21 protein-coding genes and 1 pseudogene are annotated in these 26227 nt (G+C 57.7%); 10 read left to right on the top strand and 12 right to left on the bottom strand.

Annotated elements, in window-relative coordinates:
* Nucleotides 1-33 precede the first annotated feature (33 nt).
* Nucleotides 34-918, top strand: coding sequence for a sugar phosphate isomerase/epimerase family protein (locus WCA85_RS34090; protein WP_424069990.1), 885 nt, complete (start codon nucleotides 34-36; stop codon nucleotides 916-918).
* Nucleotides 919-1027: 109 nt separating this feature from the next.
* On the opposite strand, the gene WCA85_RS34085 is transcribed toward WCA85_RS34090, so the two are convergent.
* On the bottom strand, nucleotides 1028-1912 hold the full coding sequence (locus WCA85_RS34085; RefSeq protein WP_424069988.1) for a sugar phosphate isomerase/epimerase family protein: 885 nt from the start codon (nucleotides 1910-1912) through the stop codon (nucleotides 1028-1030).
* A 263-nt stretch (nucleotides 1913-2175) separates the two neighbouring features.
* Here WCA85_RS34085 and WCA85_RS34080 point away from each other — a divergent pair, with 263 nt between their 5' ends.
* Nucleotides 2176-2433 (top strand): hypothetical protein, encoded by a 258-nt coding sequence (locus WCA85_RS34080; RefSeq protein WP_424069986.1) that lies wholly within the window; start codon nucleotides 2176-2178, stop codon nucleotides 2431-2433.
* A 24-nt stretch (nucleotides 2434-2457) separates the two neighbouring features.
* Here the strand turns inward: WCA85_RS34080 and WCA85_RS34075 are convergent, their stop codons facing one another.
* From WCA85_RS34075 to WCA85_RS34050, 6 genes are all read right to left on the bottom strand, one after another.
* Nucleotides 2458-3285 (bottom strand): XRE family transcriptional regulator, encoded by an 828-nt coding sequence (locus tag WCA85_RS34075; RefSeq protein ID WP_424069984.1) that lies wholly within the window; start codon nucleotides 3283-3285, stop codon nucleotides 2458-2460.
* Between the two features lie 147 nt (nucleotides 3286-3432).
* Nucleotides 3433-4578: a Gfo/Idh/MocA family protein gene (locus WCA85_RS34070; RefSeq protein ID WP_424069982.1), complete on the bottom strand. Its 1146-nt coding sequence runs from the start codon at nucleotides 4576-4578 to the stop codon at nucleotides 3433-3435.
* A 150-nt stretch (nucleotides 4579-4728) separates the two neighbouring features.
* Nucleotides 4729-6534 carry a thiamine pyrophosphate-binding protein gene (locus WCA85_RS34065; RefSeq protein WP_424069980.1) on the bottom strand — a complete coding sequence of 602 codons (1806 nt, stop codon included), beginning with the start codon at nucleotides 6532-6534 and terminating at the stop codon, nucleotides 4729-4731.
* 125 nt (nucleotides 6535-6659) lie between these two features.
* Nucleotides 6660-8186, bottom strand: a complete 1527-nt coding sequence (locus WCA85_RS34060) for a GMC family oxidoreductase (RefSeq protein ID WP_424069978.1) — start codon at nucleotides 8184-8186, stop codon at nucleotides 6660-6662.
* Nucleotides 8187-8382: 196 nt separating this feature from the next.
* Entirely contained in the window at nucleotides 8383-9561 is a 1179-nt protein-coding gene (locus tag WCA85_RS34055; protein ID WP_424069976.1) for an MFS transporter, read from the bottom strand.
* 64 nt (nucleotides 9562-9625) lie between these two features.
* Complete coding sequence (locus WCA85_RS34050) at nucleotides 9626-10753, bottom strand: porin (protein ID WP_424069974.1); 1128 nt, start codon at nucleotides 10751-10753, stop codon at nucleotides 9626-9628.
* A gap of 400 nt (nucleotides 10754-11153) precedes the next feature.
* On the opposite strand from WCA85_RS34050, the gene WCA85_RS34045 reads away from it, so the two are divergent.
* The 7 genes from WCA85_RS34045 to hisD all read left to right on the top strand — a co-directional run bounded on the left by WCA85_RS34045 (nucleotide 11154) and on the right by hisD (nucleotide 21518).
* A complete protein-coding gene (locus WCA85_RS34045; protein ID WP_424069971.1) occupies nucleotides 11154-12857 on the top strand; it encodes a GMC family oxidoreductase in 1704 nt (567 codons plus the stop codon).
* Between the two features lie 581 nt (nucleotides 12858-13438).
* Nucleotides 13439-14539 carry an ABC transporter ATP-binding protein gene (locus WCA85_RS34040; protein ID WP_424069969.1) on the top strand — a complete coding sequence of 367 codons (1101 nt, stop codon included), beginning with the start codon at nucleotides 13439-13441 and terminating at the stop codon, nucleotides 14537-14539.
* Between the two features lie 52 nt (nucleotides 14540-14591).
* Nucleotides 14592-15962 (top strand): ABC transporter substrate-binding protein, encoded by a 1371-nt coding sequence (locus tag WCA85_RS34035; RefSeq protein ID WP_424069967.1) that lies wholly within the window; start codon nucleotides 14592-14594, stop codon nucleotides 15960-15962.
* A 61-nt stretch (nucleotides 15963-16023) separates the two neighbouring features.
* The gene (locus tag WCA85_RS34030) at nucleotides 16024-16929 is read left to right on the top strand and encodes a carbohydrate ABC transporter permease (protein WP_424069965.1); all 906 of its coding nucleotides are present in this window, start codon (nucleotides 16024-16026) and stop codon (nucleotides 16927-16929) included.
* A gap of 32 nt (nucleotides 16930-16961) precedes the next feature.
* On the top strand, nucleotides 16962-17837 hold the full coding sequence (locus WCA85_RS34025; protein WP_424069963.1) for a carbohydrate ABC transporter permease: 876 nt from the start codon (nucleotides 16962-16964) through the stop codon (nucleotides 17835-17837).
* A gap of 236 nt (nucleotides 17838-18073) precedes the next feature.
* The gene (locus WCA85_RS34020) at nucleotides 18074-19810 is read left to right on the top strand and encodes a thiamine pyrophosphate-binding protein (RefSeq protein WP_424069961.1); all 1737 of its coding nucleotides are present in this window, start codon (nucleotides 18074-18076) and stop codon (nucleotides 19808-19810) included.
* 379 nt (nucleotides 19811-20189) lie between these two features.
* Nucleotides 20190-21518 carry a histidinol dehydrogenase gene (gene hisD / locus WCA85_RS34015; RefSeq protein WP_424069959.1) on the top strand — a complete coding sequence of 443 codons (1329 nt, stop codon included), beginning with the start codon at nucleotides 20190-20192 and terminating at the stop codon, nucleotides 21516-21518.
* Nucleotides 21519-21699: 181 nt separating this feature from the next.
* On the opposite strand, the gene WCA85_RS34010 is transcribed toward hisD, so the two are convergent.
* Entirely contained in the window at nucleotides 21700-22491 is a 792-nt protein-coding gene (locus WCA85_RS34010) for an inositol monophosphatase family protein (protein ID WP_424069957.1), read from the bottom strand.
* Nucleotides 22492-22572: 81 nt separating this feature from the next.
* Between WCA85_RS34010 and WCA85_RS34005 the strand changes: the two are divergent.
* Nucleotides 22573-22701: pseudogene (locus WCA85_RS34005) on the top strand (serine hydrolase); the annotation flags it as partial.
* Between the two features lie 53 nt (nucleotides 22702-22754).
* On the opposite strand, the gene WCA85_RS34000 reads toward WCA85_RS34005, so the two are convergent.
* The 4 genes from WCA85_RS34000 to WCA85_RS33985 form a co-directional block, all read right to left on the bottom strand.
* A complete protein-coding gene (locus WCA85_RS34000) occupies nucleotides 22755-24143 on the bottom strand; it encodes an APC family permease (RefSeq protein WP_424069955.1) in 1389 nt (462 codons plus the stop codon).
* Nucleotides 24144-24849: 706 nt separating this feature from the next.
* Nucleotides 24850-25326 (bottom strand): VOC family protein, encoded by a 477-nt coding sequence (locus WCA85_RS33995; protein WP_424069953.1) that lies wholly within the window; start codon nucleotides 25324-25326, stop codon nucleotides 24850-24852.
* Between the two features lie 37 nt (nucleotides 25327-25363).
* Nucleotides 25364-25864 carry a hypothetical protein gene (locus WCA85_RS33990; RefSeq protein ID WP_424069951.1) on the bottom strand — a complete coding sequence of 167 codons (501 nt, stop codon included), beginning with the start codon at nucleotides 25862-25864 and terminating at the stop codon, nucleotides 25364-25366.
* A 66-nt stretch (nucleotides 25865-25930) separates the two neighbouring features.
* Nucleotides 25931-26110 (bottom strand): FAD-dependent oxidoreductase, encoded by a 180-nt coding sequence (locus WCA85_RS33985; protein ID WP_424069949.1) that lies wholly within the window; start codon nucleotides 26108-26110, stop codon nucleotides 25931-25933.
* Nucleotides 26111-26227 lie beyond the last annotated feature (117 nt).

Below are 26227 nucleotides of genomic sequence, written 5' to 3'. Positions count from 1 at the left end.
TTTATCGCGCCGCAGCAATGATTGGAGTAGAAGGTGTTTCTCGAGAAAAACCGTATCACGTTCAACACTACTGCCGCGAAGCATTCAACGTTGGTGATGGAACTGGATATCGCGCGAAGCGCCGGTTACACGGCGGTAGAAATAACGCAGGACAAAGTGCGAAGCTATCTCGATGCTGGCTATTCGGTCGATGACTTGCGCAGCGAGCTGGACGGCTTGGTGGTCCACGGGATTGGGGCTCTTGTTGACGTTGAGCGGCAGGGCAGCGCCGAGAAGAATCTCTTCCGGGAGGCGGATGAGCTTTTCATGCTGGCGTATGCCATCGGAGCCAAAGGAGTGCAGATCGTGTCGGGACCACTGGACGTCCACGCGGTCATGGACTTCAACGAAAAGGGGCATTCGAAGCGATACACGGGACTTCTGCAGCACCGGTACGAAGACCAGGTGAGGCTGACCGTGAAGAATTTGAGCGCAATCGCTGACCGCGCACATGAGTATGGCTTGACGGTCTACCTTGAAGCACTCTCATGGGCTCCGCTCAACTCCCTTGAAGAGCAGGTTGACGTCGTGCGGCGAGCCGGTCGAGAAAACCTCAAGCTAGTTATCGACTTCTGGCATTGCTATACATCGGGAGCAACGCCAGAGCAACTTTCGAAAGTCGGACGCGATTACATTTATGGCGTGCATGTGTGCGACTCCTTGCCGTACATGGGTGGCGTACCTATGGAGACGGTCTTGCGAGATGTGCCAACGGGAAGTGGCGTGTTGAACCTGCGAGATTGGACTGACGCTGTGAAAGCGACAGGCTTCGACGGCTGGTGGTGCAGTGAGACCTTCTGCAAGAAGCAACAGCATGGCAACAGCTTCGTTGTGGCGAAGGATATGAAGCGACAACTGGAAACGCTTGTCTTCAGTTGATGCACGTGATGAAGCCCGTGAGAGGAACATACGGGCTTCATCGACTTACGCGTAACGTTCGTTCACGATGAAACTCGTGTGAACGGGCGAGTCCCCTCGCGCTTGCAGGTCAAGCCGGGCTGAACTGGGCGATAGTCGTGTCGAATACGTGTTGGGCGCGCACATCGACGGACGCCTTGCGAAGGAAGTCGGAGAGAATTTCCACTCCCCAATACTTCTGGTGGAATCCAGCCTTTTTCACGGCGTCGATGAAGGATGGGCTGTTGAACTCGCCCTCGCCACAAGCCTTGCGATGATAGGTCGAGTCATTCATCAGCGTGCCGATGGCACTGGCATTCGCGTCGTTGAGCTCAACGCCCTTGATAAGGTTGGCCGGGACGGCGGCGACATTTTCATAGGTAGTGCCGCTACGGACCACGTGCCAGATATCAATGATGAGGCCACCGTTCTCCCGGTTGGCGCCTTGGACGATGGGTAGCGCGTCTGCGAGACTTGCGACCTTGCAAAACGGCATGAATTCAAGCCCGACCGTAGCGTTAATGGTATCGAAGTCGTCGCAGAGTTTGGCGAACTCGTCGGCCATCTGCTGTTGGTTTATAGGAGTGAGGTCAAGATGGCTGACTCCGACTTTCAGATTGCACATCCCTAGCTCACCACCGAATTCCAGGAATTCTCTGCGTGCGCGATTCGATGCTTCGCGACGGCCATCGGTCGTGTACCAGTCCATCAGAATTTCGAGTTCAAAGAACTCGAGGCCGTTGTCCTTAAGGATTTGACGAACTCCCGCTACACCGTACTTTTGTACGCTGTAGCGGCAATCGTCAAGGCTCAAGCCAATCCCCTTCCAGCCAGCTTTGGAGGCGGCCTCAGCTCGCACCGCAAGGGCGTCGGGGCTAATCCATTCTGCGTCATCAGGGTGCGTGTCGCCTGCAATAGTCCAGAATGCTGCGAGCAAATTCGTGTCTTTACCGGTCATTTCAATCAAGCCTTGCATGAAGGTAGTTTACTGTCCGCCCCTTGCTAACCCAGAGTATCTGGCTTCAAAACGTTGTGCGCAAGTTCGCGACGCGGTGAGGGAGTGACGCAGACTGGCGCAGAAAGTTTGGGTTGGCTGGGTAGGATAATCGGTCAACAAGTTCGACTTGGGGCGCGTCATTTCGCGCAAGTCTGCGACGCATTGCGAAGTTGATTGGCGAGTTTCAGCGTAGGAAACTCCTTTTCACCTTGTTGCAGTTTTGCGCCCTCGGGAGGATAGAGATGGATGCTTTGCCCCTTGCCGGTAACTTGTCACTCTATGAATTGTTCAGGCAGCTTGTACCTGAGACGGCGCTCGGTGCAGTCGCCGTGGTAATTACCGTGGCGCTGTTTCTTTCGGTTGTAGCCATATGGCTCTGGTGCTGTCGCTTTGACGAGCATCCGATGAGCAAGATGTCTGCGTTCGCCGATACGGCGGATTCTGCGGTTGCTCTACTGGGCAGCCCGGTTGTCGACACGCGGGTGAGCCGAAATAGTTAGCAATCTTGCGGGCGCGCCGGGTCTTTAGCCCTCGCCCCCCCAAACAATTGTTGAATTGTCACCAGCCATGTATTCCCGGACTTCTAATGGCAGCGACGAATCACTAGGCAAAAGAACCGTCGCATTATGCAAATGCTTCTTCGTAATTTTTCCCTTATCGCTGAAACCGAACGCGAGTCTCGTAGAGAACGGCTGGCGATAGGAGGATGAGGCGACCCCGGAGACCAGCCCATACAAGAAGCGGATAGGCCGACGGTGCTGCGGCGTCAATATCGAGAAAGTAAGTTCGTTTTGCTGCTGACCTTCAAAGTCAACCATGAAAATCCGGTCCCCAATCAGGAAGCAGAAGCCGTAGTACGTGAACGAATAGCCCGTCTTGCCACTGCCGTCCAGCAGTGGAAATCGCTCTACAGTGACGTGCTGGATGGTTGACTCGGCCTCATATATGCATGTGACCGATCGAAGGATGCGTCCTTTGTAGATGGACGAGTTATGGTAACGATAGTAAACGCCTAAATAGTCGCGCAGAGGCTCGACCGACGCTTTCGCAAAGGGCAGAAAGGTAGCAAATTGCGAGGACGAGCGAAGTCCCATTGGCAGTTCGCTCTCAAAGCCTTCATAGAACTGTTTGAAATCGGCCGGCTGACGGTAAAGGTCAGTGACCTCCATCATGAAGTGGCGCGATATCTTCTGAAGCACCTTGTGCGAAGGCGCGTGCTGGCCGGCAAGGTACTTGTTGAACTGTTGCCGGTTGATGTCAAGGCTTCGGCATAAGCCGGCAACTGAGCTACAGGACTCGACAAGAAGCACGAGGTTCTTCTGGAGATTGATGCGGTCTTGCGGTCGGTCCATAGCTTGCCAGCAATCCAGGTTTTCGGGGGGACGCCTTCACGGCGGCATGCACTGTTCGTACCCCAACATACCCAATCATGGTGAGCACCGCAAGGTGCTCACTTAAAAGGGGCGCAACAAAGGGCTGCCAAGTCGATTTCAGGGGCTTCAGCGGATAGTCACTCGCGAGCCACCGCCGGCATGGCTGCGAAGCGCTGCTTCCACGAAACGCATACCCTCGACGCCGTCGTTGACGTCTGTCAGCAGGGAGCTTTCGGCCGGAATCGGATTGTTTTCGAGCTTGGCCGCAATTTGAAGCGCCGCGTCACGGTAAAGCTGAGCGAACGCCTCGAAGAAACCCTCGGGATGACCGGCAGGAAAGCGCGCGGCATGGTCGGCAGCCGGGCTATGGGCACGTCCCTTCGTCAGTCGGATCGTGTTCCCGTTGAGCGGCGTGTGCCAGAGAAAGTCGGGATGTTCCTGGTCGAAGCTGATTGAGCCCTTGGTTCCATACACGCGCAGGCGCAGTGCGTTGCCCTCTCCAGCCGCAATCTGGCTGGCAATGAGGTTGCCGCGCGCCCCAGATTGGTAAAAGAGCGTAGCTTGCACATGGTCATCGACCCGACGCCCGGCGACCATGGAAGCGACGTCGGCCGACAATTCGTCAGGCAGCATTCCGGTCACAAAGCTCGCCAGATGATACGCATGGGTGCCGATATCGCCGAGACAACCACCCGCGCCCGTACGGCTTGGATCAGTACGCCATTCGGCTTGCCTGTTTCCCTGTAGTTCAACCGGCTCAGTCAGCCAGTCTTGCACGTATTCCACGGCGATGAACCGGACCTCACCGAGTTCTCCTGCTGCGACAAGGTCCTTGGCGTGACGCGTCATCGGATACCCGGAGTAGGTGTATGTCACGCCAAGCAGCTTGTCTTTGCGTTGAGCCAGGTCGCGCATTTCAATGGCCTCGGCCAACGACAAAGCGAGTGGCTTGTCACACATCACGTGAATGTCCGCCTCCAGGAATGCTTTTGCGATCGGAGCATGCAGGTGATTCGGGGTGACAATCGCGACCACATCGATACCGTCCGGACGTTGAGCTTCCGCCGTTGCCATCTCTCGGTAGTCCGTATAGATACGCGATGGGTCCAGGAAGAGGGCGCGGCCGCTCTCTTGTGCTCTTTTCTCATTCGATGACAGGGCGCCAGCGACGAACTCATAACAGTCGTCAAGTCGAGCAGCGAGTCGATGCACCCATCCGATGTAGCCGCCTTGGCCACCGCCTACCATCCCAAGTCGAAGTCGACGATCCATCTCAGTCCCCAGCAGTAGGAATTCACGGAGCTAGCAAGGCAATGCCGCAGTCAGGCTGTCGTGCGATGCGAGACCGCGCAATGAGGAGTGAAGAGTGCGGAATAGCGTGGCCGATTCCGCACTCTCGCTCATGTGCTCCTAAACGAGCATCTAGAAGCCGCGGCCTTCGACATACTTGTCGCGAAGCCCCCCGAGGTAAGCCGGAACGGTGATATCCCACCAGCCGGTCGGGTGCATGTTGCTATACGGACGCTCAATCGAGCAAATCGCTTCGACAACATACGGCTTGCCCGACTGAATTGCGCGCTGCAATGCGGCGCCGATCTGACGTGGGTCATCCACGCGCTCGCCTTCTGCGCCGAGGGACTTCGCGAAGTTCGCGATGTGTGCCGACCACGGAGATCCGTCCGGCGTCTTGAAGCCGGTGATGATTTCACGGTCTTCGCCGAACATGTTGAGTTGCAGGTTGCGGATAGCACCCCAACCGCCGTTGTTGATGATGAGGAAAACCGCCGGAATGCCCATCATCACAGCCGTTGCCAGTTCTTGACCCGTTTGCAGGAAGGCACCATCGCCGCAGACTGCAACCACCGGCTGGTTCGGTGCGCCCAGCTTTGCACCAATCGCTGCGGGCAGCGCGAAGCCGATGCCCGAGAAGCCGCCAGGCGTGATGTGCTGCTTCGCGCCATAGACTGGGAACTCGTTGAACACCTGGTTCTGCGGGTTGCTCGAATCAGTGACGACGATGGTGTTGCGCGGCAGGACCTTGCGAGCTTCAAACAGAACCTGCGAGACGGTCATCGGCGAGTGATTGCATTCGCGCAGCGGGCGCAGGTGCTCAAGCCATTCTGCTTTGAGTCCCTGAAGGCGCTTGAATTGCGGCGCGTTCTGATAGTCACGCGGCTTGGCGAGGTCGCGCATTTCGTCGAGCAGAGCCGAGAGGATTGCCTTGGCGTCGCCGACGATACCCACCTCGGCCGGATAGTTTTTGCCGATTTCGAAGCCGTCGATGTCGACCTGGATGAGCTTGGTCTTCGGAATATCGAACGTCACGCCCGGACGGTACGACGACGTGATGCGGTCACTGAAGCGGCAGCCGACCGACAGGATGACATCGGCTTCGCGCGTCATCGCGTTGCCTGGGATGGAGCCGAGGTCACCGCAGGGCCATGCGTACAGCGGGTGATCTTCAGAGATCGAACCCTTGCCCATGAATGAGGTCGTGACCGCTGCGCCGACGTGTTCAGCGATAGCAACGAGCAGTTCGGTTGCTGCGGCCGCAATCACACCGCCGCCGGCGAGGATGACTGGACGCTCGGCCGAAAGCAGGAGCTTCGCGGCCTTGCTGATATCGACCGGGTCGCCATGGAGGCGGCCGTGCGAGCGATGGGTCTGCGGCGTCGACAGTTCAACAAGAGCAGATTCAGCCTGCAGGTCTTGCGGCAGGTTGATGAGTGCGGGACCACGGCGGCCTTCGAGCATGACGTTGAACGCCTGCGTCATCACGCCAGGAATCTGCGCGACCTGGGTCGGCTGCCACCAGCGCTTGACGACCGGTTCAGCCATGCGCGGGAAGTTATCGCCGTGCGGACGGTCGATTTCCTGCAGCACGCCCTTGCCGTTCATGTACGTGTGCACACCGCCTGTAATCAGCAGTTGCGGAACCGAATCAGCGAAGGCGGTCGCAACGCCCGTGAGCGTATTGGTGGCACCCGGGCCGATCGACGAACACACCGCCGCAATTTGACCGGTCGCGCGATAGAAGCCGTCGGCCATGTGCGATGCACCTTGTTCATGCATCGCCGGGACGAGGGTGATTTCCTGCCGGCGGTCTACAAATGCGTCCAGCAGGGCGGTGTTGCCGTGACCGGGGATGCCGAACGTGTAAGGCACCTTTTCGCGGACGAGATATTCGACGACGATTTGACCGCCAGTCATTTCCTTTTTTTCAGCCATTGAATCGCTCCTTTGTATGGCAATTTGATACAAATGCGCGCGTTGCCGCGGCACGGTTTACGTTTTTTGTTTTTCAGTTAAGCAACGTTCGACGGGCCCGCTCTCCACGTCCTGAGTCAGGCGTGTCAGGCAACGTGTTGCGAGGTCGTTCGAAAGTCCTGTTTCAACATGTGGTCAGCAGCGCGTAACGCTTGCGCTACGATAGTCAACGCCGGATTTACGGCGGCGGAAGATGGCATGAATGAGGCGTCAACCACGAACAGGTTTTCGTGTTGATGACTGCGGCAGTACGGGTCGATAGCACTTGTGGCCGGGTCGGTGCCAAATTTGACGGTGCCGCACTGGTGCGATGTCGAATGCCGAATCAGCGGCTTTACTAGAACGATGGGATAACCCGCCTTCTTTAATAACGACGTCAGTTTCTCAACGAGACGATGATGCGGCTTGAGATTGTTTCGTTTAATCGCGAGCTGGATTTTTCCGTCACGAAGAACGACGCGGTTCTCGGGGTCAGGCAGGTCTTCTGAAAAAGCAATCCAGTCCATGCTGTGTTGAGCCATGGTGGATCCGACAATCTTGGGCAAAAATGGCACATTCGCGGAAAGCATGCCGCCCTGGAGTTTGCCGAGCATCTGGGCATGCCCGAGAGGAAAGCGATATTCGCCGTCACCAAAGTAATACTGGTTGAGCGCAAGGGTCTTCTGGAAGACCGTATCGTTCTTCTCGAACGATAAGCCCATCAATGCCGTCTGGTTGTGTGCCATGTAATGGCGGCCAACTACGCCGGAGCCATTCGCGACGCCCTCAGGCGCGGTATCGCAGGCGGAACGCAACAGCAGCGCGACGCTGTTGATTGCCCCGCACGACAAGACGACAACGCCTGCGCGGAGAACCTCGACTTGCCCATTGCGCTTTACCTCGACGCCCTCAATGCGTTTGCCATCGGCCGAAAGTAGAAGTCTTTGCACATAGCAGTTCGTGATGATATCGACGCGACCGGTCTCGAGGGCCGGCCTGACCAGGCTCGTTTCGGCATCGTTTTTTGCGCCTAACTTGCAGGGAAATCCATCGCAGGTTTTGCAACGGATGCAATGCCCCTTCGGACCGAAGTCGACTGCTAGCGGAAGTGCGGAAGTATTCGCGCCGTGCTGGCGCATCGTGTCGGCCATCCGCTCAACCAATGGTTCGGACATGAGCTTAGGTGCGGGATAAGGCTTACTGCGCCACGGCGCACTGGGGTCACCCCCGTCGTCCCCATGGACGTCAAAGATGGATTCCGCTTCGCAGTAATACGGCTCGATGTCAGCGTAGCTAATCGGCCATGCGGGAGAAGTACCTTCTTCATGCTCGAGCATGCCAAAGTCTTCCTCACGGAAGCGAATCATGCTGCCGCCGTAGAACTTGGTACAGCCACCGACGTTGTAGTAGATGTTGGGACGGAACTCTTCACCTCGGCCGTCCAGCCAACTGTCGTGTGCAGTGTATTTCTTCTCGTGGAATACAGACCCGACACTCCAGTTATCGGCTTCACGGGGAACCCAGTCGCCCCGTTCGAGCAGCAGGACGCTAACCCCGTTTTCAGCCAGACGACGGGCGACCGCACCGCCACCGACCCCGCTGCCGATTACGATAACGTCGTGATTTCTTTGCATGATGACTTAGGGTATGTGGGGTTAGCGTTTGGACTGCTTCACTCCGTCGCGGTTTGAGCAGATGCCACCAGTATTTGCGTCCATTAAGTTCGGCTCAATTTCGCAACCACACCGAAACTGACGCAAAGTGACGCAGGAGGGCGTAGTGGTTTCGCCCAGGCGCACTTTCGCCGCCCCACAAGGGGCGCCGATACCTTCAATCGAGTGCTTCAGTCCGCTCGTGCCTGGGGACAATGTTGGACACGAGGCAGACGATTGCGAGCAGGGCCGCCAGGAGCCCGAAGGCTGCAGGCAAGCCAACACCGTGAGCGATGAAGCCGATGGCCGCGGGTCCCGTCAAGGTGCCAGCGTATCCAAGTGTTGCCGTCGCTGCGATGGCGTGTTCCGAGGGCATGGACTTGTTGGCGCTTGCCGCCGAATAGAGAATCGGGACTACGTTCGCGCAGCCAACGCCCATCAGTGCGAAGCCGAAGATGGTGAGGTAGGGGGCGGGCGCGAAGACCGCCACGCAGACGCCGACGGCACCGAGAGCGCTTCCCATGCGTACCACTCGGCGAGCTCCCAACCTTGCGGCGGTCCAGTCGCCCATGAGCCTCATTGCTGTCATGGTGCCTGCGAAGACCGCGTACCCAATACCGGCTCGTGCTGCCGGCATTGCCTTGGACCCGGACAGCAAGAGGGCGCTCCAATCGAGCATCGCACCCTCGACCAGCAGCAGCATGAGGCACATGCTACCGAGCAGCAGCAAGCTTCCGCGCGGGAAGACAAGGGACGAGCCGTGTACCTGGTTTTTGTCGCTCAGAAAATATCGGCCAAAAATGAGGAGCGCAATGATGAGCGAAGATGCGGCGCCGATAGCTGTAGCGGCCGGTGAAACACCGGCTGAGAGCGCCGCCGCTGCGCCTCCTGAGCCCGCGAGGCCGCCGATGCTATAGAGCGCGTGAAAGCCTGACATCATGCGCCGTCCTGAGCCTTGCTCAACAGCAATGGCGTGAACATTCATGGCAACGTCCATCGTTCCGATGGCGCCGCCAAACATTGCGAGCACTAATCCGGTGAGGTATAGCCCGTCTACAGAGCCAAGCAGACTGAGCATCACCGCAGCGACCAACATCGACGAATTGATGACGCGCCGACAGCCGAACCTGGAGACGATACCGCCAGAACTAATCATCGCAATGATCGAGCCGACACCAAGACATAGAAGAAGGCAACCCAAAGTCGCCTCGTCGATTGCCAGCCTGTTCTTGACGAACGGCACCAGCGGCGCCCACACCGCAACTGCAAAGCCGGCGGCGAAGAACGCTGCTCTGGTCGCATGTTGCTGCCAGACACTGACGGATGAGCGGGAATCGGTGATGCTGCAGACTGTCATCGACTAGCGTTCCCATGTGAAACTGCCACATGCCCGGAATGGCGTATGGCAGGCCAAACATGCGTCAGAATTTGTGACGAACACCCACGACAGCCAGAACCTGGTAGTCTGCGCCAGAGTTGACGTCATAGGACCCGATGACCGCTTGCGCATCGCCCAATCCATTCTGTCCGCTGGCGTGCTGATACGCTGCAATAGCGTAAAAGTCCGTGCGCTTGCTCAGGAAATAGTCGACTCCGATATCGGCCTGATGGTAACTGGCGGACGAGTCCCCGGTCGACTTGGTGTAGTTGTAGCCCACAATCGTCTGGAAAGTCGGTGTCACCTGCCAGATGCCGAACACCGAACCGTTTTGGTACTTTTCCGATCGAGTGAAAGTCGATGCACCATCCGGAACGTACTCCGAGTAACTGTACGCAGCTCCAACGGTCACTTGATCGATGACAGTCTGCGCAGCGACGCGTGCGATGCTAATCGAATTCGCCGATGCATACGCGGAGTTGACTGCGCTGTTGAAGAGCGAGTCCGACGCAGAAGTGCCGCGCGTCGAAAGCGTCGCGTTGCCGTTGTTGATATGCAGATAGCCAGCTGCGACCGAGACCGGACTACCGGAGTATGAGGCGCCGCCTGAATAGACCTGACCGGAACCCGTGGCACCTGCGACACCGCCGAACGAATACATTCCCTCGAGAGCGACGCCGCCCCATGTGGGGCTCACCCACTTGACAGCATTGTTGAAGCGAGCACTGTCATCGTAGTTGTCGATATCGCCCGGCGTGGCCCAGATGCCGCTGAAAAAGTCACCGGTAATCGGTTGAACAACGTCGGTCATCGCGTCGTACTGACGACCGAGCGTGACGGTGCCGTATGTCGGTGAACTGAGACCTATCCAGGCCTGGCGCCCGAAGAGTCGGTTGCCCTCGTTCATTTCACCGGTAGCCAGGTTAAAGCCACTCTCAACGTCGAAAGTCGCAGTTATCCCCCCGCCGAGGTCCTCCGTACCTTTCAATCCCCACTCGTTCTCAGAGATGTTGCCGGTAGACATTTTCCATTGGGAGCTCTGACCACCGCTGTTGTGGATGTAGGCAATCCCGGCGTCAAGAATCCCGTAAAGCGTGACGCTGCTCTGTGCGTGAGCACATAGGCAGGTTGCCAAACCCAGTGCGGCTGCTAGTACTTTAAGTTTCCTCATGTCTGCTCCTGTTTTTTAAGAGATCTAGTTAGGTTCACTGCCATACGGGGGGTGCAGAAAGCAACGCGTTCGGACACCCGTTGCGTGACAAGAAGTGTTGGCAGCCATAAATCCGGGCTCAATTTCGCAGCGTTGGAAAAAAGCTTCGCATGCTGAAGCAGGAGGTGCGTCACAAGGCAGTTTTTGTTCGCGAACTTGTGCGAAGGGGCGCGGAATGGAAATGAAATCGGTTTGCCCGCACTATTCCCGAAGATTCGAATCGACCCGCTGCCAGCGCAATGTGTGCGGGCCCGCCGGGAGGATCGTGAAGTTGTTGAGTCCGACGCTAACGAACAAGCACGCAGGCGCGAGGCGACCCGGTTTGCGCTCGTCCCAGGCTCGGATGTAATCAGGAGAGGTAATGCAGGCAGGTAAGCACGGAGATGAGCGGGCGAGACGCTCTATAGGTCACTACGATTACATTATTGTTGGTGCAGGAACAGCTGGCTGTGTGCTTGCGAGCCGGCTATCCGAAGACGCTGACGTTTCGGTCTTGCTTCTTGAGGCCGGTGGTGTCGATGACTATCACTGGATACACGTACCGGTGGGATACCTCTACTGCATTGGTAATCCGCGCACTGATTGGTGCATGAAGACGGATGCGGAGGTTGGACTCAACGGTCGTGCGCTGTCGTATCCGCGTGGGCGTGTCCTCGGTGGTTGCTCATCGATCAACGGCATGATTTACATGAGAGGGCAGCGCGAGGATTACGACAGCTGGGCCGGTATGACTGGAGACTCGTCGTGGAACTGGGAGTCTGTCCTGCCCGTCTTTCGCGATAGCGAGGACTATCATGGCGATGCCAGTGACGTTCACGGCAAAGGAGGGCCGTGGCGTGTCGAAAAGCAGCGTCTTAAGTGGCAGATTCTCGAAGAATTTTCACTTGCAGCGCAAGAAACGGGCATTCCCTTTACCGACGACTTCAACCGTGGCAACAACGCAGGCGTTGGTTACTTTGATGTGAACCAGAAGAGCGGAGTTCGCTGGAACGCGTCTAAAGCGTTCCTGCGTCATGCGATGAAGCGACCCAACCTGACCGTCGTGACAGGCGCGATGACCCAGCGTTTGACGTTTCGTGGCGGTCGTTGTAGCGGTGTGCACTTCCATGTCAATGGAGAGGACGTGAGCGCGACCGCAAACCTTGAAATCGTCGTCAGCGCAGGTGCTGTCAATTCGCCTAAGCTTCTGGAATTGTCAGGGGTTGGAAACGCAGAGCGGCTGAGGCAATTTGGCATTGATGTCGTGAGCAATCTTGCGGGGGTCGGCGAGAACCTGCAAGACCACTTGCAACTGCGTATGGCGTATCGGGTGTCGGGTACGAAGACGCTCAATACGCTAAGCGCGCGTTGGTGGGGCAAGCTTGCGATTGGTATGGAGTATGTCATCAATCGTAGTGGGCCGATGGCGATGGCACCATCGCAACTGGGCGTGTTCGCGAACTCGGGGACGGACGGGTCGACCGCGCGTCCGGATATCCAGTATCACGTCCAGCCACTTTCGCTTGAGAAATTCGGCGAACCGTTACACAGTTTCGATGCATTCACAGCGTCGGTATGCCAGTTGCGACCGACCTCACGGGGTGCGATTCACATCAAATCGCGCGATGCATCGATACAGCCCACCATTGCGCCGAACTATCTGTCTACTGAGTACGACAAGATGGTCGCGGTGAATGCACTCAGATACACGCGTCGTATCGTCTCTGCCCGGAGCCTCCAGAAGTACGAACCTCAGGAGATTCTGCCAGGGGAGCAATACCAGACCGACGAGGAACTCATTCGCGCCGCAGGGGATGTGGGTACGACGATTTTTCACCCGGTGGGAACCTGCCGGATGGGTCGAAAGGGCGAGGCAGGGGCGGTTGTCGACTCGCGCCTGCGTGTCTTCGGGGTTGACGGTCTGCGCGTTGTTGACGCATCGATCATGCCAACGATCACCTCCGGTAACACGAACTCGCCCACGGTCATGATTGCTGAAAAGGCGAGTCGCATGATCAAGGAGGACAGGAAGGCGGGAAACTCGACCACGGTTGTCCAGTTGCCGGCGCGCAATACAGCTGCCTGATTTGACCCGGGGGGGCGTCGTCGAGACGTGCTCAAGTTTTACCATGCGTGAGGCTCCTACTAGCCTCTTGGCGCAGGGCTTAGGCCCTGCGCTTTTTTTCGAGCGCTGAAATCGAATTCGCAGCGGTGGCACTGCGGCCACCAGGCCTTGCGGGGTCACCGGGCCTGATTCAAGTCACCTTTGGCCGGCGCGGGCGACCCGCGTGATGCAGGAGTGCATCAGCTCGCGTTATCGCGGCGTTGGCTTGCAGCGCATCGAGTACGGGTTAATCCTATTCGCACTTTACTTGCCCAGCTTTGGCGTGGGGCGCGTGTGGGTTGAAAGGCGTGGCCTGTTCCAGACGGGCTCGTACAGTTGACATGAAAGGGTGCGCACGCAGTGCTGCACCAACTGCCGAAATTCATTGCGTCAGTTTGCGTCAGGTTTGGCGGGGTTGCGAAATTGAGAGCAGCTTTTTGGATGCCGAAACTGCGTTCACATTGAACCGATTCCCAATGTTCAGCCCTTCAGGACGCCTTCCCGTTCTACGGGCCCAAGGGTGAGGTTCGCATCATTCCACTCTCTTAAGCGGAACCAACGCAATGGCATCGATTAAATTCGAGCACGTCTACAAGACGTTCGGCGAAACCAACGTTGTATCGGACCTCAACCTGGATGTCGAAGACGGAGAGTTTCTCGTTTTCGTCGGACCTTCTGGGTGTGGAAAATCAACGACCCTGCGCATGTTGGCCGGCCTCGAGAGCACTACGGACGGTCGCATCTCGATTGGGGACAAGGATGTGACGTCCTTGCCTCCCGGTCAGCGCGACATCGCGATGGTTTTCCAGAGCTACGCGCTTTACCCGCACATGTCGATTTACAAGAACCTCGCATTCGGGATGGAGGTGCGCAAGTCGAACCCCAAGGAAATCGAGAAGCGCATCCGTGAGGTCGCTGCGATGTTGAAACTCGAAAACCTTCTCGCGCGAAGCCCCGCTGAACTCTCCGGTGGGCAACGGCAGCGTGTTGCGCTCGGCCGCGCGATGATTCGTGAGCCCCGACTTTTCCTGCTTGATGAGCCACTCTCGAATCTCGATGCTGCGTTGCGCACTCACATGCGCAGCGAAATCTCCGACTTGCAGCGCCGGCTCGGCACGACGATGGTGTACGTCACCCATGACCAGGTTGAGGCGATGTCCATGGGGCACCGCATCGCAGTGTTTTCGGGCGGCAAGCTCCTCCAGATTGATACGCCTGAGCGCCTCTACCGACGCCCCGTGGACCGATATGTCGCAACGTTTATCGGTTCTCCGCGGATGAACATTGCGCCCAGCGAAATCAGCCTCGCAACATCAGACGCAGATTGTCACTCCCTTGGTGCGAAGTTCCGTCTTCCACCGGCTCAGCGCGTTGAATTCAACGGGTCGTTGCCTTCGAGAATCGAAGTGGGCATTCGCCCGGACGACCTCCATTGGGTCAAGGATGCGCCCGCACGATGCGGTGTCCGGACATCCGGCGTTGTGGAGGGAATCGAGACGACTGGGTCGGAGAACTTCGTGCGGGTTGCGATTAACGGCTCGGTGGTTGATGCGCGATTCCCCAGTTTCTCACCGGTAGCACTCGGCGAGCAGGTGGACCTCGTTTTTGACCCCGCAGACCTTCACTACTTCGACGCCGACACCGGTAAGAGCCTCCGGCACTAGTTCTGAGTGGAAGCACAGGTTCAATTTAACAATAGACATCAGGAGTCCAGCAATGCGTTGTTTTACTCACAGCAGCAAGAAATTGGTCGCAGTGGCGTCAGCGATGTTGACCGCTGGTTCGTTGCTTTGCAACGTAGCTCATGCGGATACCGTGCTTAAACTCGCTTACGGGTCCGAGTATGTGATGGTGACGCCGGAGCTCACGAAGAAATTCTGGGGTGATATCAAGACCGATTTCGAAAAGTCCCATCCTGGGGTCACGGTTCAGCTGGTTCCGATTCCGGGCGGCTTTGATGACATTGTTACTAAGGTCAGCATGTCCTATGGCAACCCAGGTGCCGCTCCTGATGTCGCGCAATTGCCGGCCCAGGAGATGGCGCAGTGGGCCGCGAGCGGCTATCTCTTGCCGCTCAACCAGTACGTGGCAAATGCAGCGTGGTGGAAGGACGTGCCTGATGCGGTCAAGCAGGAATCGACCGCGGGGAAGGATGTCATCGGCGTCAGCCAGGGCGTGAACACGTCGGGCCTGCTCTATGACCGTCAAGTCTTTGCGAAGGCCGGCCTTCCGGCTGACTGGAAGCCCAAAAACTGGCAAGACGTATTCGATGCAGCACGCAAGATCAAAAAGAGCGACCCAGGTGTCTGGCCGTTGTGGGCGATTACGGGTCCTGCCGGTGGCACGTCCGCGCTCGTTCTGGGGGCAGCCAACCTCTTGATGGCATCGAGTGATCCGACCATCAAGGATGCGTCCGGCAAGTGGGCGGTGGATACGAAGGGCATTCGCGAAGTTCTGAACTTCTATCGCCAGGCTTCGGCTGAAGGGCTTCTCGCGCCGTCTTCGCTGATTCTGAACGCAAACTCGCCGGCGCTCGCCACGCCTGAGTTCCCCAAGCATCACATCGGCATTGCCCTGGTAGGCAACTATGTTCCGGCCGCCTGGAGCAAGTCGATGTGTTCCCCGTGTTGGCCAGATGCGGCGAAGTCCGTTGGTTTCGCGCCGCTTCCGACTGTGTCGGGTGGTGGCGTGGGCTACGCCAGTGCATTTGGCGGATGGGACGTATCCATCTATAAGAAAAGCGCCCATCCGGACCTCGCGTGGCAACTCGTTCAGGTGATCGTTGGAAAGCAGAACGCCATTGATGGTGCGAACTGGACCGGCCTGGTTCCGGCGCAGCGAAGCTACTGGACGGACAAGCAATACACCGAACTTGCGCCGCCGTATCAGGAGCAGTTTGGCAAGCTGCTCGCGGTGGCGAAGAGTGTGCCGGCTGACCCCGACTATCCGGTCTGGGCGCATGCGTTCGAAGCAGCGACCGAGGCACTCGTGCTGAAGCCGACGATGAGCGTGGACGACGCGGTCCGCATGATGAAGAGCGAGCTGTCAAACCAGCTTGGTAACGACAAGTTGATGGCCGCGCGATAGTCGGTGCGGTTCGCTGGCTGCTGATGGCGGCGGCCAGCGAACGTTCTGGAGATTTCTGATAATGAATCAAACCACGTTTCGCCCGGTGAGCCTCGTACTGCTGGCGCCGGCGGCTATCCTCCTGCTATCGCTGCTAGCGCTTCCTATTGTCTACGCAGTCTACCTGGGATTCACCAATCTGCAGCTAATCGGACCGCACGCAGTCAACTACTGGTTTACGGGACTTCAGAATGTCCGGGCGCTCCTCGCCGATGACGTTTTCTCTAGCTCGCTCTGGCAAACGGTGGTGTTTGTGGTCGGCTCGGGTGCGTTTGGTTCGACGATCCTAGGGCTCGCAATGGCGCTGCTGATGCAAAAGGCGAGCGGGGTGCTGGGCAGAGCTGTGTCGGGGTTGGCTATTCTCGCGTGGAACCTGCCGCCTATTACGATCGCGGTCATCTGGTACGCGGCTACGACGAGCGGCGGCACCTTCCCGCGCCTCCTGGGCGACGCAAACCACGACCTGCTCTACACCTACCCGATGCTGATCGTGTCCATTGCCAATGTCTGGTCGCTCGCCGGCTTGTCGATGATCATGTTCTCCGCGGCGCTGAGGAGCATCCCGACCGAGATGGTCGAGGCAGCGATTCTTGAGAACTCGAGTGCCGCTCAGCGACTGTTCCGCCTGACCTTACCGCTGCTCAAGCCGACGATCTTGATGTCGGCGCTCCTGATGACACTCCTGACGTTCGCAAATTTCACCCTCGTCTATTTGATGACGGGTGGCGGCCCCGACAATCAGACCAACATCCTGCCAATCTATTCGTACCTGCAGGGCTTCAAGTTCCATCGGCTGGGTTACAGCGCGTTGCTCGGTAACGTGATCGTGCTGCTCTCGTCGGCATTGGGCTTGGCTTTCGTACTGATCGCTCGTCAATATCGCCCAGGGCAGGTTCGAAAGAGCAAGCTGAAGGCCCTTTCCGCCTAACCTGTTGAATTAGCCTCATGAAGGAACACAGAATGGAACTGTCTGCTCAGAAGATGACGGGAGACTCCACGCATCCCGCAGGGCGCGTCAAGCGCCGAGCCGAGCCGGTGTCGGGCAAGCTCTTCGCCAACATTATCCTGTTGCTCATCGGAGCGTACTTCGTCATCCCAGTGTTATGGCTTGTGGCGGGTGCGTTCGACAAGCACGCGGGTTGGCAGATTCAGCTGCCTACGCTCACGCTGGACAATTTCGTGGACGCACTGGCGGAAGGGAATGCACAAGCACTCTGGAACAGTGTGGTCGTATCGACGATAGCGTCAGCGGTTTCGACGGGTGCGGGAATCCTGGCTGCGTACTCGTTCTCGCGCCACCGCATTCCATGGAAAGGGCCGATTCTGCTGGGCATCCTGTTCCTCTCAGGCGTGCCTGTCACGATTCTCATCGTCCCGGTCTACAAGATGTTCGCGAAGTTCGACATGCTCTCTATGGTGCCGACAGCGATACTGTTGGGCGTCACGTCGCTCCCGTTCGCCATCTATCTCATCAAGAACACCATTGACGCGATTCCGCGTGACCTTGAAGAAGCGGCGTGCATGGAGCAGGCGGGCACCTTCCGCATTCTTCGCTCGATCATCGTTCCGCTGGCCATGCCCGGCATTGCATCCGCGGCCATCTTTAGCTTCGTGAATGCGTGGGGCAACTTTCTCATTCCAATTGTGCTGATTGCGGACCAATCGAGCCAACCCGCGCCGATCGCCATTTACAGCTTCATTGGCTCCGCAACGATCCGGTATGGACAGATTGCTGCTTTCTCCATTCTGTACTCGGTGCCGGTCATCGTCCTCTACTTCTTGATGTCGCGATTTTTCAAGGGTGGTTTCTCGCTGAGCGGCGCCGTGCGTGGCTGAGTGAGGCAAAGAATCATGCTGCCATCAACGTCGCTGACCGTCCTCGCGCGAAGAAGACCTCGCGGTGAAATTGCGCAGGCCGTCCGACGTTCGTGCTGGACACAGTGCGTCGGAGTGCGTCGCAAATCCGATAAGTGCGCAATTGAGTTGGTTTTTTTTACGGCGAATACTGGTGCGCGAGAGGCTACCGTCAATGTCAGGCAGCGTTTTGCGCATCAAAATATCGGGAGTATCGAGTGAAGTTAACGGGCGGGCAGGTCATCGCGAAGGAGTTGCGCGCGTACGGGGTGCGATACGTCGCTGGCGTGCGTGGCTACGGAAACAGCGCGGTTCTCGAGGGTCTCAATTCGCCAGGAACCGGCATTCCGTTTATCAGGGTCGTGAACGAGCAGAGTGCGGTGCACATGGCGGACGGATACTTCCGTGCGTGTGGCAGCGCGATGGCGGTTGTTCTTCCTGCGACGACCGGAATCTTTACCGCCGCCGCAGCGCTTGCCAACTGCTTGTCTGATTCGTGTGGGGTGCTTCTCGTCACCGGGGACCGGGCGAGCGGTGACGCAAATGCAGCGTCGGCCGGTTCCATATGGCCTGGCTTGGAGTGGTGCAAAGATGCGGCGTCTGGCAGCCTGAAGCAGTCGTGGAAAGTGCGCGGTTTCTCCGAATTGCCACAGGCAATCCATCGTGCTTTCAACGGCGTGCTGGGCGTCAGACCTGGTCCAGTCCACCTCGAAGTCCCGCTTGAAATTCAAAAGTACATCGACCATGTGAGCTCCGAATCGCCCCAGAACCGGCTCGCGCAGGGCAGCCTGCGAGGAGACCCTGCGGTCATAGAGCAGGCAGCGAATATTCTTGCCCGCGCAGAGCGTCCGATCTTTCTCGCGGGTGGCGGAGTTGTGGCGGCCGATGCGACATACGAACTCAACGCATTGGCTGAGGCGCTTTCAGCGCCTGTGCTAGTCGCAGGCAATGGCATTGGAGCGATTCCTCACGACCACGACCTGAACGCCGGGTCCGTGGGTTCGATGGGGAGTTCCTGCGGAATTGCGCTCCTGCGCAAGGCCGATGTCGTTGTGGCGGTAGGCAGCCGTCTATCGGACTTATCCGACGTCAATGGCGATGGGTTCAGCGCGGCCGAGCTAGCCAGTAAGAAGCTGATACAAATTGACGTTGAGCGGGACGAAATCGGAAAGCACTGTGCGGTCGAGGTTGGTGTTGTCGCGGACGCGAAAAGCGCGCTGATTGATCTCAAGTCGGCGCTGAACGGAAAGCTGAAGCGAGCCACGGGCGCTCGTCGACAGGCATTCATTGAACTCATGCGCGAGCTGCGCGGACAGTGGCGCAGTTCGGTCGCCCGCAAGTCGGGAGCGCACGAAACCTTGATTCGCGCGCCGCGCCCCTTTCTCGAACTGCGCAAAGTGCTGCACCGCGATGCCATTGCTGTCATTGGATCCGGCGCTGTTACGCACATAGCGCGAGAGCATTTCGCAGTCTATGTTCCGCGTACCTTCCTGTCTCTGGGAGGATCGGGTGCGGGCGGTTGGGCCGTGCCCGCTGCTATCGGTGCAAAGCTCGCGATGCCTGCGAGGCAAGTTGTGTGTGTGGTTGAAGATTGCGATTTTCTCCAGTCGATGCAGGAAATGGCGGTCAGCGTCATGCATAGCATTCCTGTGGTTTTCGTAGTCTTCAATCAAAGTGGGCCAGAGTTTGTATCCGGTGCAGTTGGGTCATCCGGTGTGCGGCCGAGTATGGGCGAATTTTCCTTGCCGGACGGACGCCCTTACTCCCTCGCATTCGCAGAAATTGCACGAAGCTTTGGTCTTGATGCCTGGCGTGTAGAGCATGCCTCCCAACTGGAGGGAGCATTCCGACGTGCGCTCGATAGCACCGGGCCGGCTCTCGTCGAGGTGATGATTGCGAGGCATGAGACCGACGCGGCAGTCGGACTGGGAGACTTGCAGTTCCACGCAGCATAACAACCGTCCGCAACATGAGCCCTGCCCGCAGGGGCCGAGGCACGCGCGCTTTCGTCTCCACGGTTGACCTGATGCGTGAACGTCGGCACCCCTGGCCGCCGGTTCAACGAACTTATCCTTGTTGCGAATACAAGAGGTTGATTTTGGTGTGTGGGCGTAGAAAGCGCGCAAACCCAGGAAAGCGTCACAGTGCGTCATCCTGGAGGCATCTCGCGAAATTGAGTTGTCGTTTTTCTCGACTGATACTGGCTTCGCGCTGAAAAGTGACGCGCTTTCCCACGAAATGCATTTGGACTCTGCAAACAGAGTCTTAGCTACGTAAGAATTTTCTCGTTGAAGAATCCGCTCAATTCCTGAGTTTGTATCATAAGGGGCAATCATGTCGTTTTTTCTGAAGTCGGCTACCACGCAACCCACTGGCGAAGCTGACACCAAGCAGGTCCGCCGCATTGTCGAAGAGATGATTACCGACATCTCAGCACGCGAGGATGAAGCACTGCACGAATACTCCGCGAAATTCGACAAGTGGAATCCGACACAGTTTCGTCTCACGCAAGAGCAAATCGACGCTTGCATTGCCGAGCTGACTGAGCAGGAAATCGCGGATATCAAATTCGCGCAAGAACAGGTTCGTAATTTTGCGAGCCATCAACTGTCGTCAATGCGTGACATTGAAGTCGAAACGCTGCCGGGTGTCATCCTTGGCCATAAGAATATTCCTGTTCAAACTGTCGGGTGCTACATCCCTAGCGGCAAGTACCCGCTGGTCGCCTCGGCGCACATGGGCATCGTGACAGCGAAGGTCGCCGGTGTGGACCGCGTTATCGCGACGTCGCCCCCCTTTGAGGGCCGTCCGAGCGCACCCGTTATCGCTGCAATCCATCTCGCCGGTGCTGATGAGATTTACTGCATCGGCGGCGTGCAAGCCGTGACCGCAATGGCTTTGGGCATTGGCGAGTTTCCGCAAGTGGATGTCATCGTTGGTCCCGGCAACGCGTACGTCGCGGAAGCGAAGCGCCAGCTGTTTGGTCAGGTTGGCATTGACCTTGTCGCGGGCCCAACCGAAACGATGATCATTGCAGATGACTCGGTGGATGCTGAGCTCATCGCGACCGACCTGCTTGGCCAGGCCGAACACGGCCCGACCTCGCCGGCGGTGCTCATTACGACCTCGAAGGAACTCGGCGAAAAGACGCTCGCGGAAGTCGAGCGATTGCTGAACCAACTCGATACGGCCGAAATTGCGCGCGCAGCGTGGGAAGGCTACGGCGAAGTCATCATTTGCGAGAACGACGAGGAAGTGATTCGCGAATCGGACCGCGTCGCATCAGAGCATGTGCAAGTGATGACGCGTGACCCGGACTTCTTCCTGAACCGTCTGCGTAACTACGGCGCGCTGTTCCTCGGCGCCCGGACTAACGTCGCGTATGGGGACAAAGTGATCGGCACGAACCACACGCTACCGACGTCGCGCGCCGCGCGCTTCACCGGCGGCCTGTGGGTGGGCAAGTTCCTGAAGACGTGCACCTATCAGCGCATCCTGACCGACGAAGCATCCGTGCTCGTGGGCGAGTACTGCTCACGCCTGTGCATTCTTGAAGGCTTCTCGGGGCATGCGGAGCAGGCAAACATCCGCCTGCGGCGTCTCGGTAACATCGACGTCCCCTACGGCAAGGCAGCGCCTGTGTCGGCTGCGACGGTCCGGTAATGGGCAATTGGTGCGTTTTACGCTGAGACTTGGCTTCGATGAGAATCGATAGATTGTGCACCGGTTGCTATGCGACCGGTGCGCGAGCTAAGGGCGCTCCTTGAAGTTACGCACGCTGAGTGAGAGAGCAAACGTCCGTCGCTGAGGCTCTGAACGTGGATGCCGCGCCCAGGCGCCGTATCTAGATGTTGGTCTGATGGAGCTTGACCGTTTCTTCGAGCAGAGCGCGGTGCAGCGCCGGAGTTGCAGCGGCGATGACACGACCATCGCTCGATGGCGTCAACGCATTACCGTTCCAATCAGTCATAACGCCACCGGCACCAGTCACAATGGGCGCGACGGGAAGATAGTCGTAGGGGTTGAGACCCGCTTCGATGACAGCGTCAATTTTCCCGGCTGCGAGCATTGCGTAGTTATAGCAATCGCCACCGAATCTCCTGAATCGCGCCTTGCGGCTTAGTGAATCGAATATCTGTAATTCCGTAGAACTGAACATGTCCGGCGAGGTTGCGAACATGTTGCAATTACGCAGTTCATCGCATTGACTCGTCCTGATTGATTTCCCATTGCGCTCTGTTCCGCGTTCCGGCGTGCTGACGTAGCGCTCGCCAAGCGCCGGGACATCTACGATACCAAAGGCCGGACACGAGTCCTTGAGCAATGCGAGAAGCGTGCCCCACAGAGGCATGCCACTGATAAAACTCTTTGTGCCGTCGATTGGATCGATCACCCAGCAAAGCTTCGCCGACAGATTAACGGAGTCCTGCTCTTCTCCAAGAATGCCGTGCGATGGGTAGGCATGTGCAATCCGTTGGCGAATCAGTGCCTCGATCTCTATGTCTGCAATTGTTACAGGGCTGGCGTCGGTCTTCTGCACGATATCGATTGACTGCCTGAAATAGCGCATGCCAATAGGACCCGTTTCGTCTAGCGCTGAGTTTGCAAACTGAAGGTAGTTTTCGACCGAATACATAATTTCTGGAACCCGAGAGAGGCGCGTCGCGAGTAATCTAGGCATCAACACACAGCGGTCACGTCACGACGCCGATCATCAGGACATAACTGGTTCTTCGACCGGGCTGCCGGGCTTACGGTCGTATCGATGACCAATACTACGTGGGAGGGCGCGGGAGGGCGTTTTCCTCAGGAGGTTCGTGACGGTGTGTACGCAGCGCTCCTGTAAGAGAACGCTCGCGCCTGTCGCGATCAGGTAGCGTAGCGTCCGCGTCGAAGCCATCAAACTTCGATAGCGACCTTGCGACCCAGGGCACATCGCATGAAAAGGAAATAGACCAGTCCAAGCGCAAGCCATGTCACGCCCATCTGCAATGTTGCGATTCGCATCGACGACATCAAGGCGACGATGATGGCCAGACCGACCAGAGGCAGCACCATATGCGAGAGGATGTTGCGCGAGCCATTTTTGAACCAGAAGTATCCAATCAGGGATATGTTGACAAGCATGAACGCCGACAGCGCGCCGAAATTCTGGAAGAGTGCAAGCTCGTCGAGGTGGTCCTGGAACGCGAGAGACACCACGAGAGACACAGCCGCCACGAAGAGATTGGCAACGTACGGTTGCTGACTTTTGGTGCTCACGCGGGCAAATACGTGCGGCAGTTGGCGGTCTCGACCCATCGCATAAATGATCCGCGCAATGGCTAGCTGCGAAACAATCGTACAAGGAATGCCGAACGCCAGAGCCGTGCCGATGGACGTGAGGCCGAAGAGCCAATTGCCTCCAGCGTACCGGGAGATATCGTAGAACGCGGTGTCGGGTGAAAGAATATGTGCGCCCGGCGCAAGGTCGGCGGCAACCCAGGTTTGCACAACAAAGAGAACCGCCATGATCCCCAACGTAGCCATCCCGGCGAAGCCGAGCAGGTGCTTCTGCTTTGGGCGCACTTCTTCACCCAGTGTCGTTATGGCGTCAAACCCCAGGAAGTTCAGTGACGCAACGAGGATACCGCTGCCCGCGGCGCCCCATGTGAAGGAATGGGGATTGTAGATAGCGCCGAGGGTCAGGCCGCCGTGACCCTTGCCTGAATAGAGGGCGTAGAGACCCGCACCGAGAAAGACTGCGAGCACCGCCATCATGATGATGAGGAAGATGCGGTTCGTTTTGGCTGTAACCGAGACACCGACGAGGTTGAGGAGCGTGCCGGTTCCGATGAACCCGAGAATCCACGTCCAACGCGGGATTTCGGGTATGAAGCTGTTCATGGCAGCGGCGCTGATAATTGCCAGCAGGCCGGGGCTAATGATGTAGTCGAGGAACAGCAACCAGCCCGCGAAGAAGCCCGCTGCTTCGCCGATGCCATGCCGTGCGTACGTGTACGCCGAACCCGCATTCGGAAATTCCTTGCTCAGCACCTGATAACTGCGTGCCGTGAAGCCCATGGCGATCACGCTGAGGATATAAATCAACGGCACCATGCCATTGCCGACACTTGCGATAATGCCGAACATTGCAAACGGCGAGATGGGTAGCATGTAGACCATGCCGTATGCGATGAGGTCGCTAACACTCAATGCGCGGTTCAGGCCCGTCGAATACTCGGCGTCAGCCGATTGACTTGTGTACCCCGTCTCTTCGTGTGTTACGCGAGTTGCGATACTCTCCATGTCCTCAAAACCTCCTCGTAGTACATCTCAATGACTCATCTGTTTTATCACGCCCATAAGAAGCAGCGAGATATAGACGTGCGCGCGTCAAGCTTGTTGTGTTAGTGGAAACTCTCGGGCGTTGAAGCAACGGACTCAGATTTACTTACGCGCTATTGCATTCGGATGGCTCTTGGCGTGGTCTGCGGCGTTAGTGTCTTTAACAGGCGAGTCGGTCGCGGCGAGAGTCGCATAGGGTACGGGAACACCATGGAAACGCGCGTTATGTGCGGTACTGTTCGACCTGTCACGCGCGCCTGGGAAGCTATGTCGAAAACGATGCAATCCCTCTTCGAGCGTCCAAGCTCGAGTTGCCCGAGTAGAGCAAAATCGACGCTTGGGGAACGTTTGCGCGGCCATGCACCGCGAGAGAGTGCAGTGTACGTTGCCAAAATCGGGATCTGATAGTTCGTATGCGCACCGGGGTGCAGCACAGCGACGCAGTTGCTGCGTCAGTGTGCGAAGGTTTGGTGTCGGTTTACGGGGTAACCCTGACGAACATCCGACGAAAGCCCTCAAGTCGGCGAGTTGTTATTCGAATGCGAAGCTCTGCGCGCAGGGGCGAGCTTGGTCAACGGACGGTTGAATCGTCGCGACGACTGAGGCACGTTATGGGTAGTGGATGGCCCTTTGTTCGCCTATGTATCGGCGATCCGGCCGTGCGTAGTCAACTGGTGATTTCGACTCGCGTGCCATCGGGGGCCACGATCACCGCCTCGTAGAAGCCATCCCCAGTTAGCCTGGGTGCCGATAACAGGATGCCATCTGTTCCGCAACGCTTTGCCAGCGCATCGACCGCGTCGGCGCTACCAGGAGAAATGGCAATATGGTCCCATCCGAGGCATTCATCGGCTGATTTTTCCTCAACCCAAGGCGCGCTCATCAGTTCAATCTGAAGCTGATCCGCTGCCAGGCGGATGAAGCAAGATGTAAAACCAACGCGGCGTGCGCTTCGATAAAGTGGTCCGACTTCGGCATTGAAATAACGCTGCCAGAAGTCGGCGGCACCAATGATGTCGCGCGTCCACATAGCCATGTGCGCTAGTCGCATGTTGTTCTCCAGGTCTCTTCTCGAGGTCTTTAGCCTGAGGTGCTCGGCGTTACCGAGGCTCGCGTGCGCAGTCCATTTCTCGCTCAGCGCCATGTTGATGCACCTCCGGCTTATACGCAACGGTAGCCAATTACGTTTGCGTCAGAACTGCTCCATCTGCAGAGCCGAATTCGGAAAACAGCACTCTCTGGACTATAGCGCCGCTCCTGATTCCGACGTTGGGATAGCGAAGCGCGGGGAGCAAAGCGCAATTCTCGGCATCCATCTTGCCTTCCCGGGCGTCCGGAAAGCCGTCCCACCCGGTATTGCCATGCTCGAGCCACGTCTTGAGATCGATACCCAGCGGTAGCGCACTAGGGTGAAGGCCAATGGCTTCAAAACGCCTGCGGGCCAAGGCGATCGCTTTTTCGTCAGGAACGGGCGGGTACGGCAGACTGGATTTACGTGGTGGTTCGGTAGGGTCTTGCGAGGCATCGCCGCGAACCCGATACATATGCTCGGCCCGTTCATACCACGGCTCCAGTTCGGCGTATCGAATGGGCCATGCGAGAGCGTCGCCTTCAGAATAGGACACACCATCAAAGTCGCGTTCACGGAAACGATACAGGACACCGCCATAGAACTTCGTCATACCGCCGTGGCAGAAGCGGTTACCGGCAGCGATGGCTTCGCCGTCAGGCAGATACCAGGCACCGTCTCACTTGAAGTGGTTGCGCTGATACACCGCGCGCGCATCGCGATTCGCCGCGCTTGCCGGGATCGGCAGTCCTCGCTCGAGAATGGTGATGTTCGCCCCCGTCGGGGCAAGACCGAGCGCCGCAGTGGCGCCCCCCATCCCTGAACCAATAATGACGATATCTGTTGTAGTTGTAGTCATTTGAATTTGTTGACTCGCATCGATTCAATCTACGTTCGCTCCGGTTCCGAGGAGCAAGTCGACGTCAGCATACCGCGGCCCCAAGCCGAACGCGAACGCGGCCGCAGGAAAGGTGCG

The sequence above is a fragment of the Paraburkholderia sp. genome (assembly GCF_049581445.1).
In the GTDB taxonomy this organism is placed as follows: Bacteria; Pseudomonadota; Gammaproteobacteria; order Burkholderiales; family Burkholderiaceae; genus Paraburkholderia.
The sequence above is the reverse complement of the archived record's forward strand: the minus strand, read 5'-3'. Positions and strand labels throughout refer to the sequence as shown.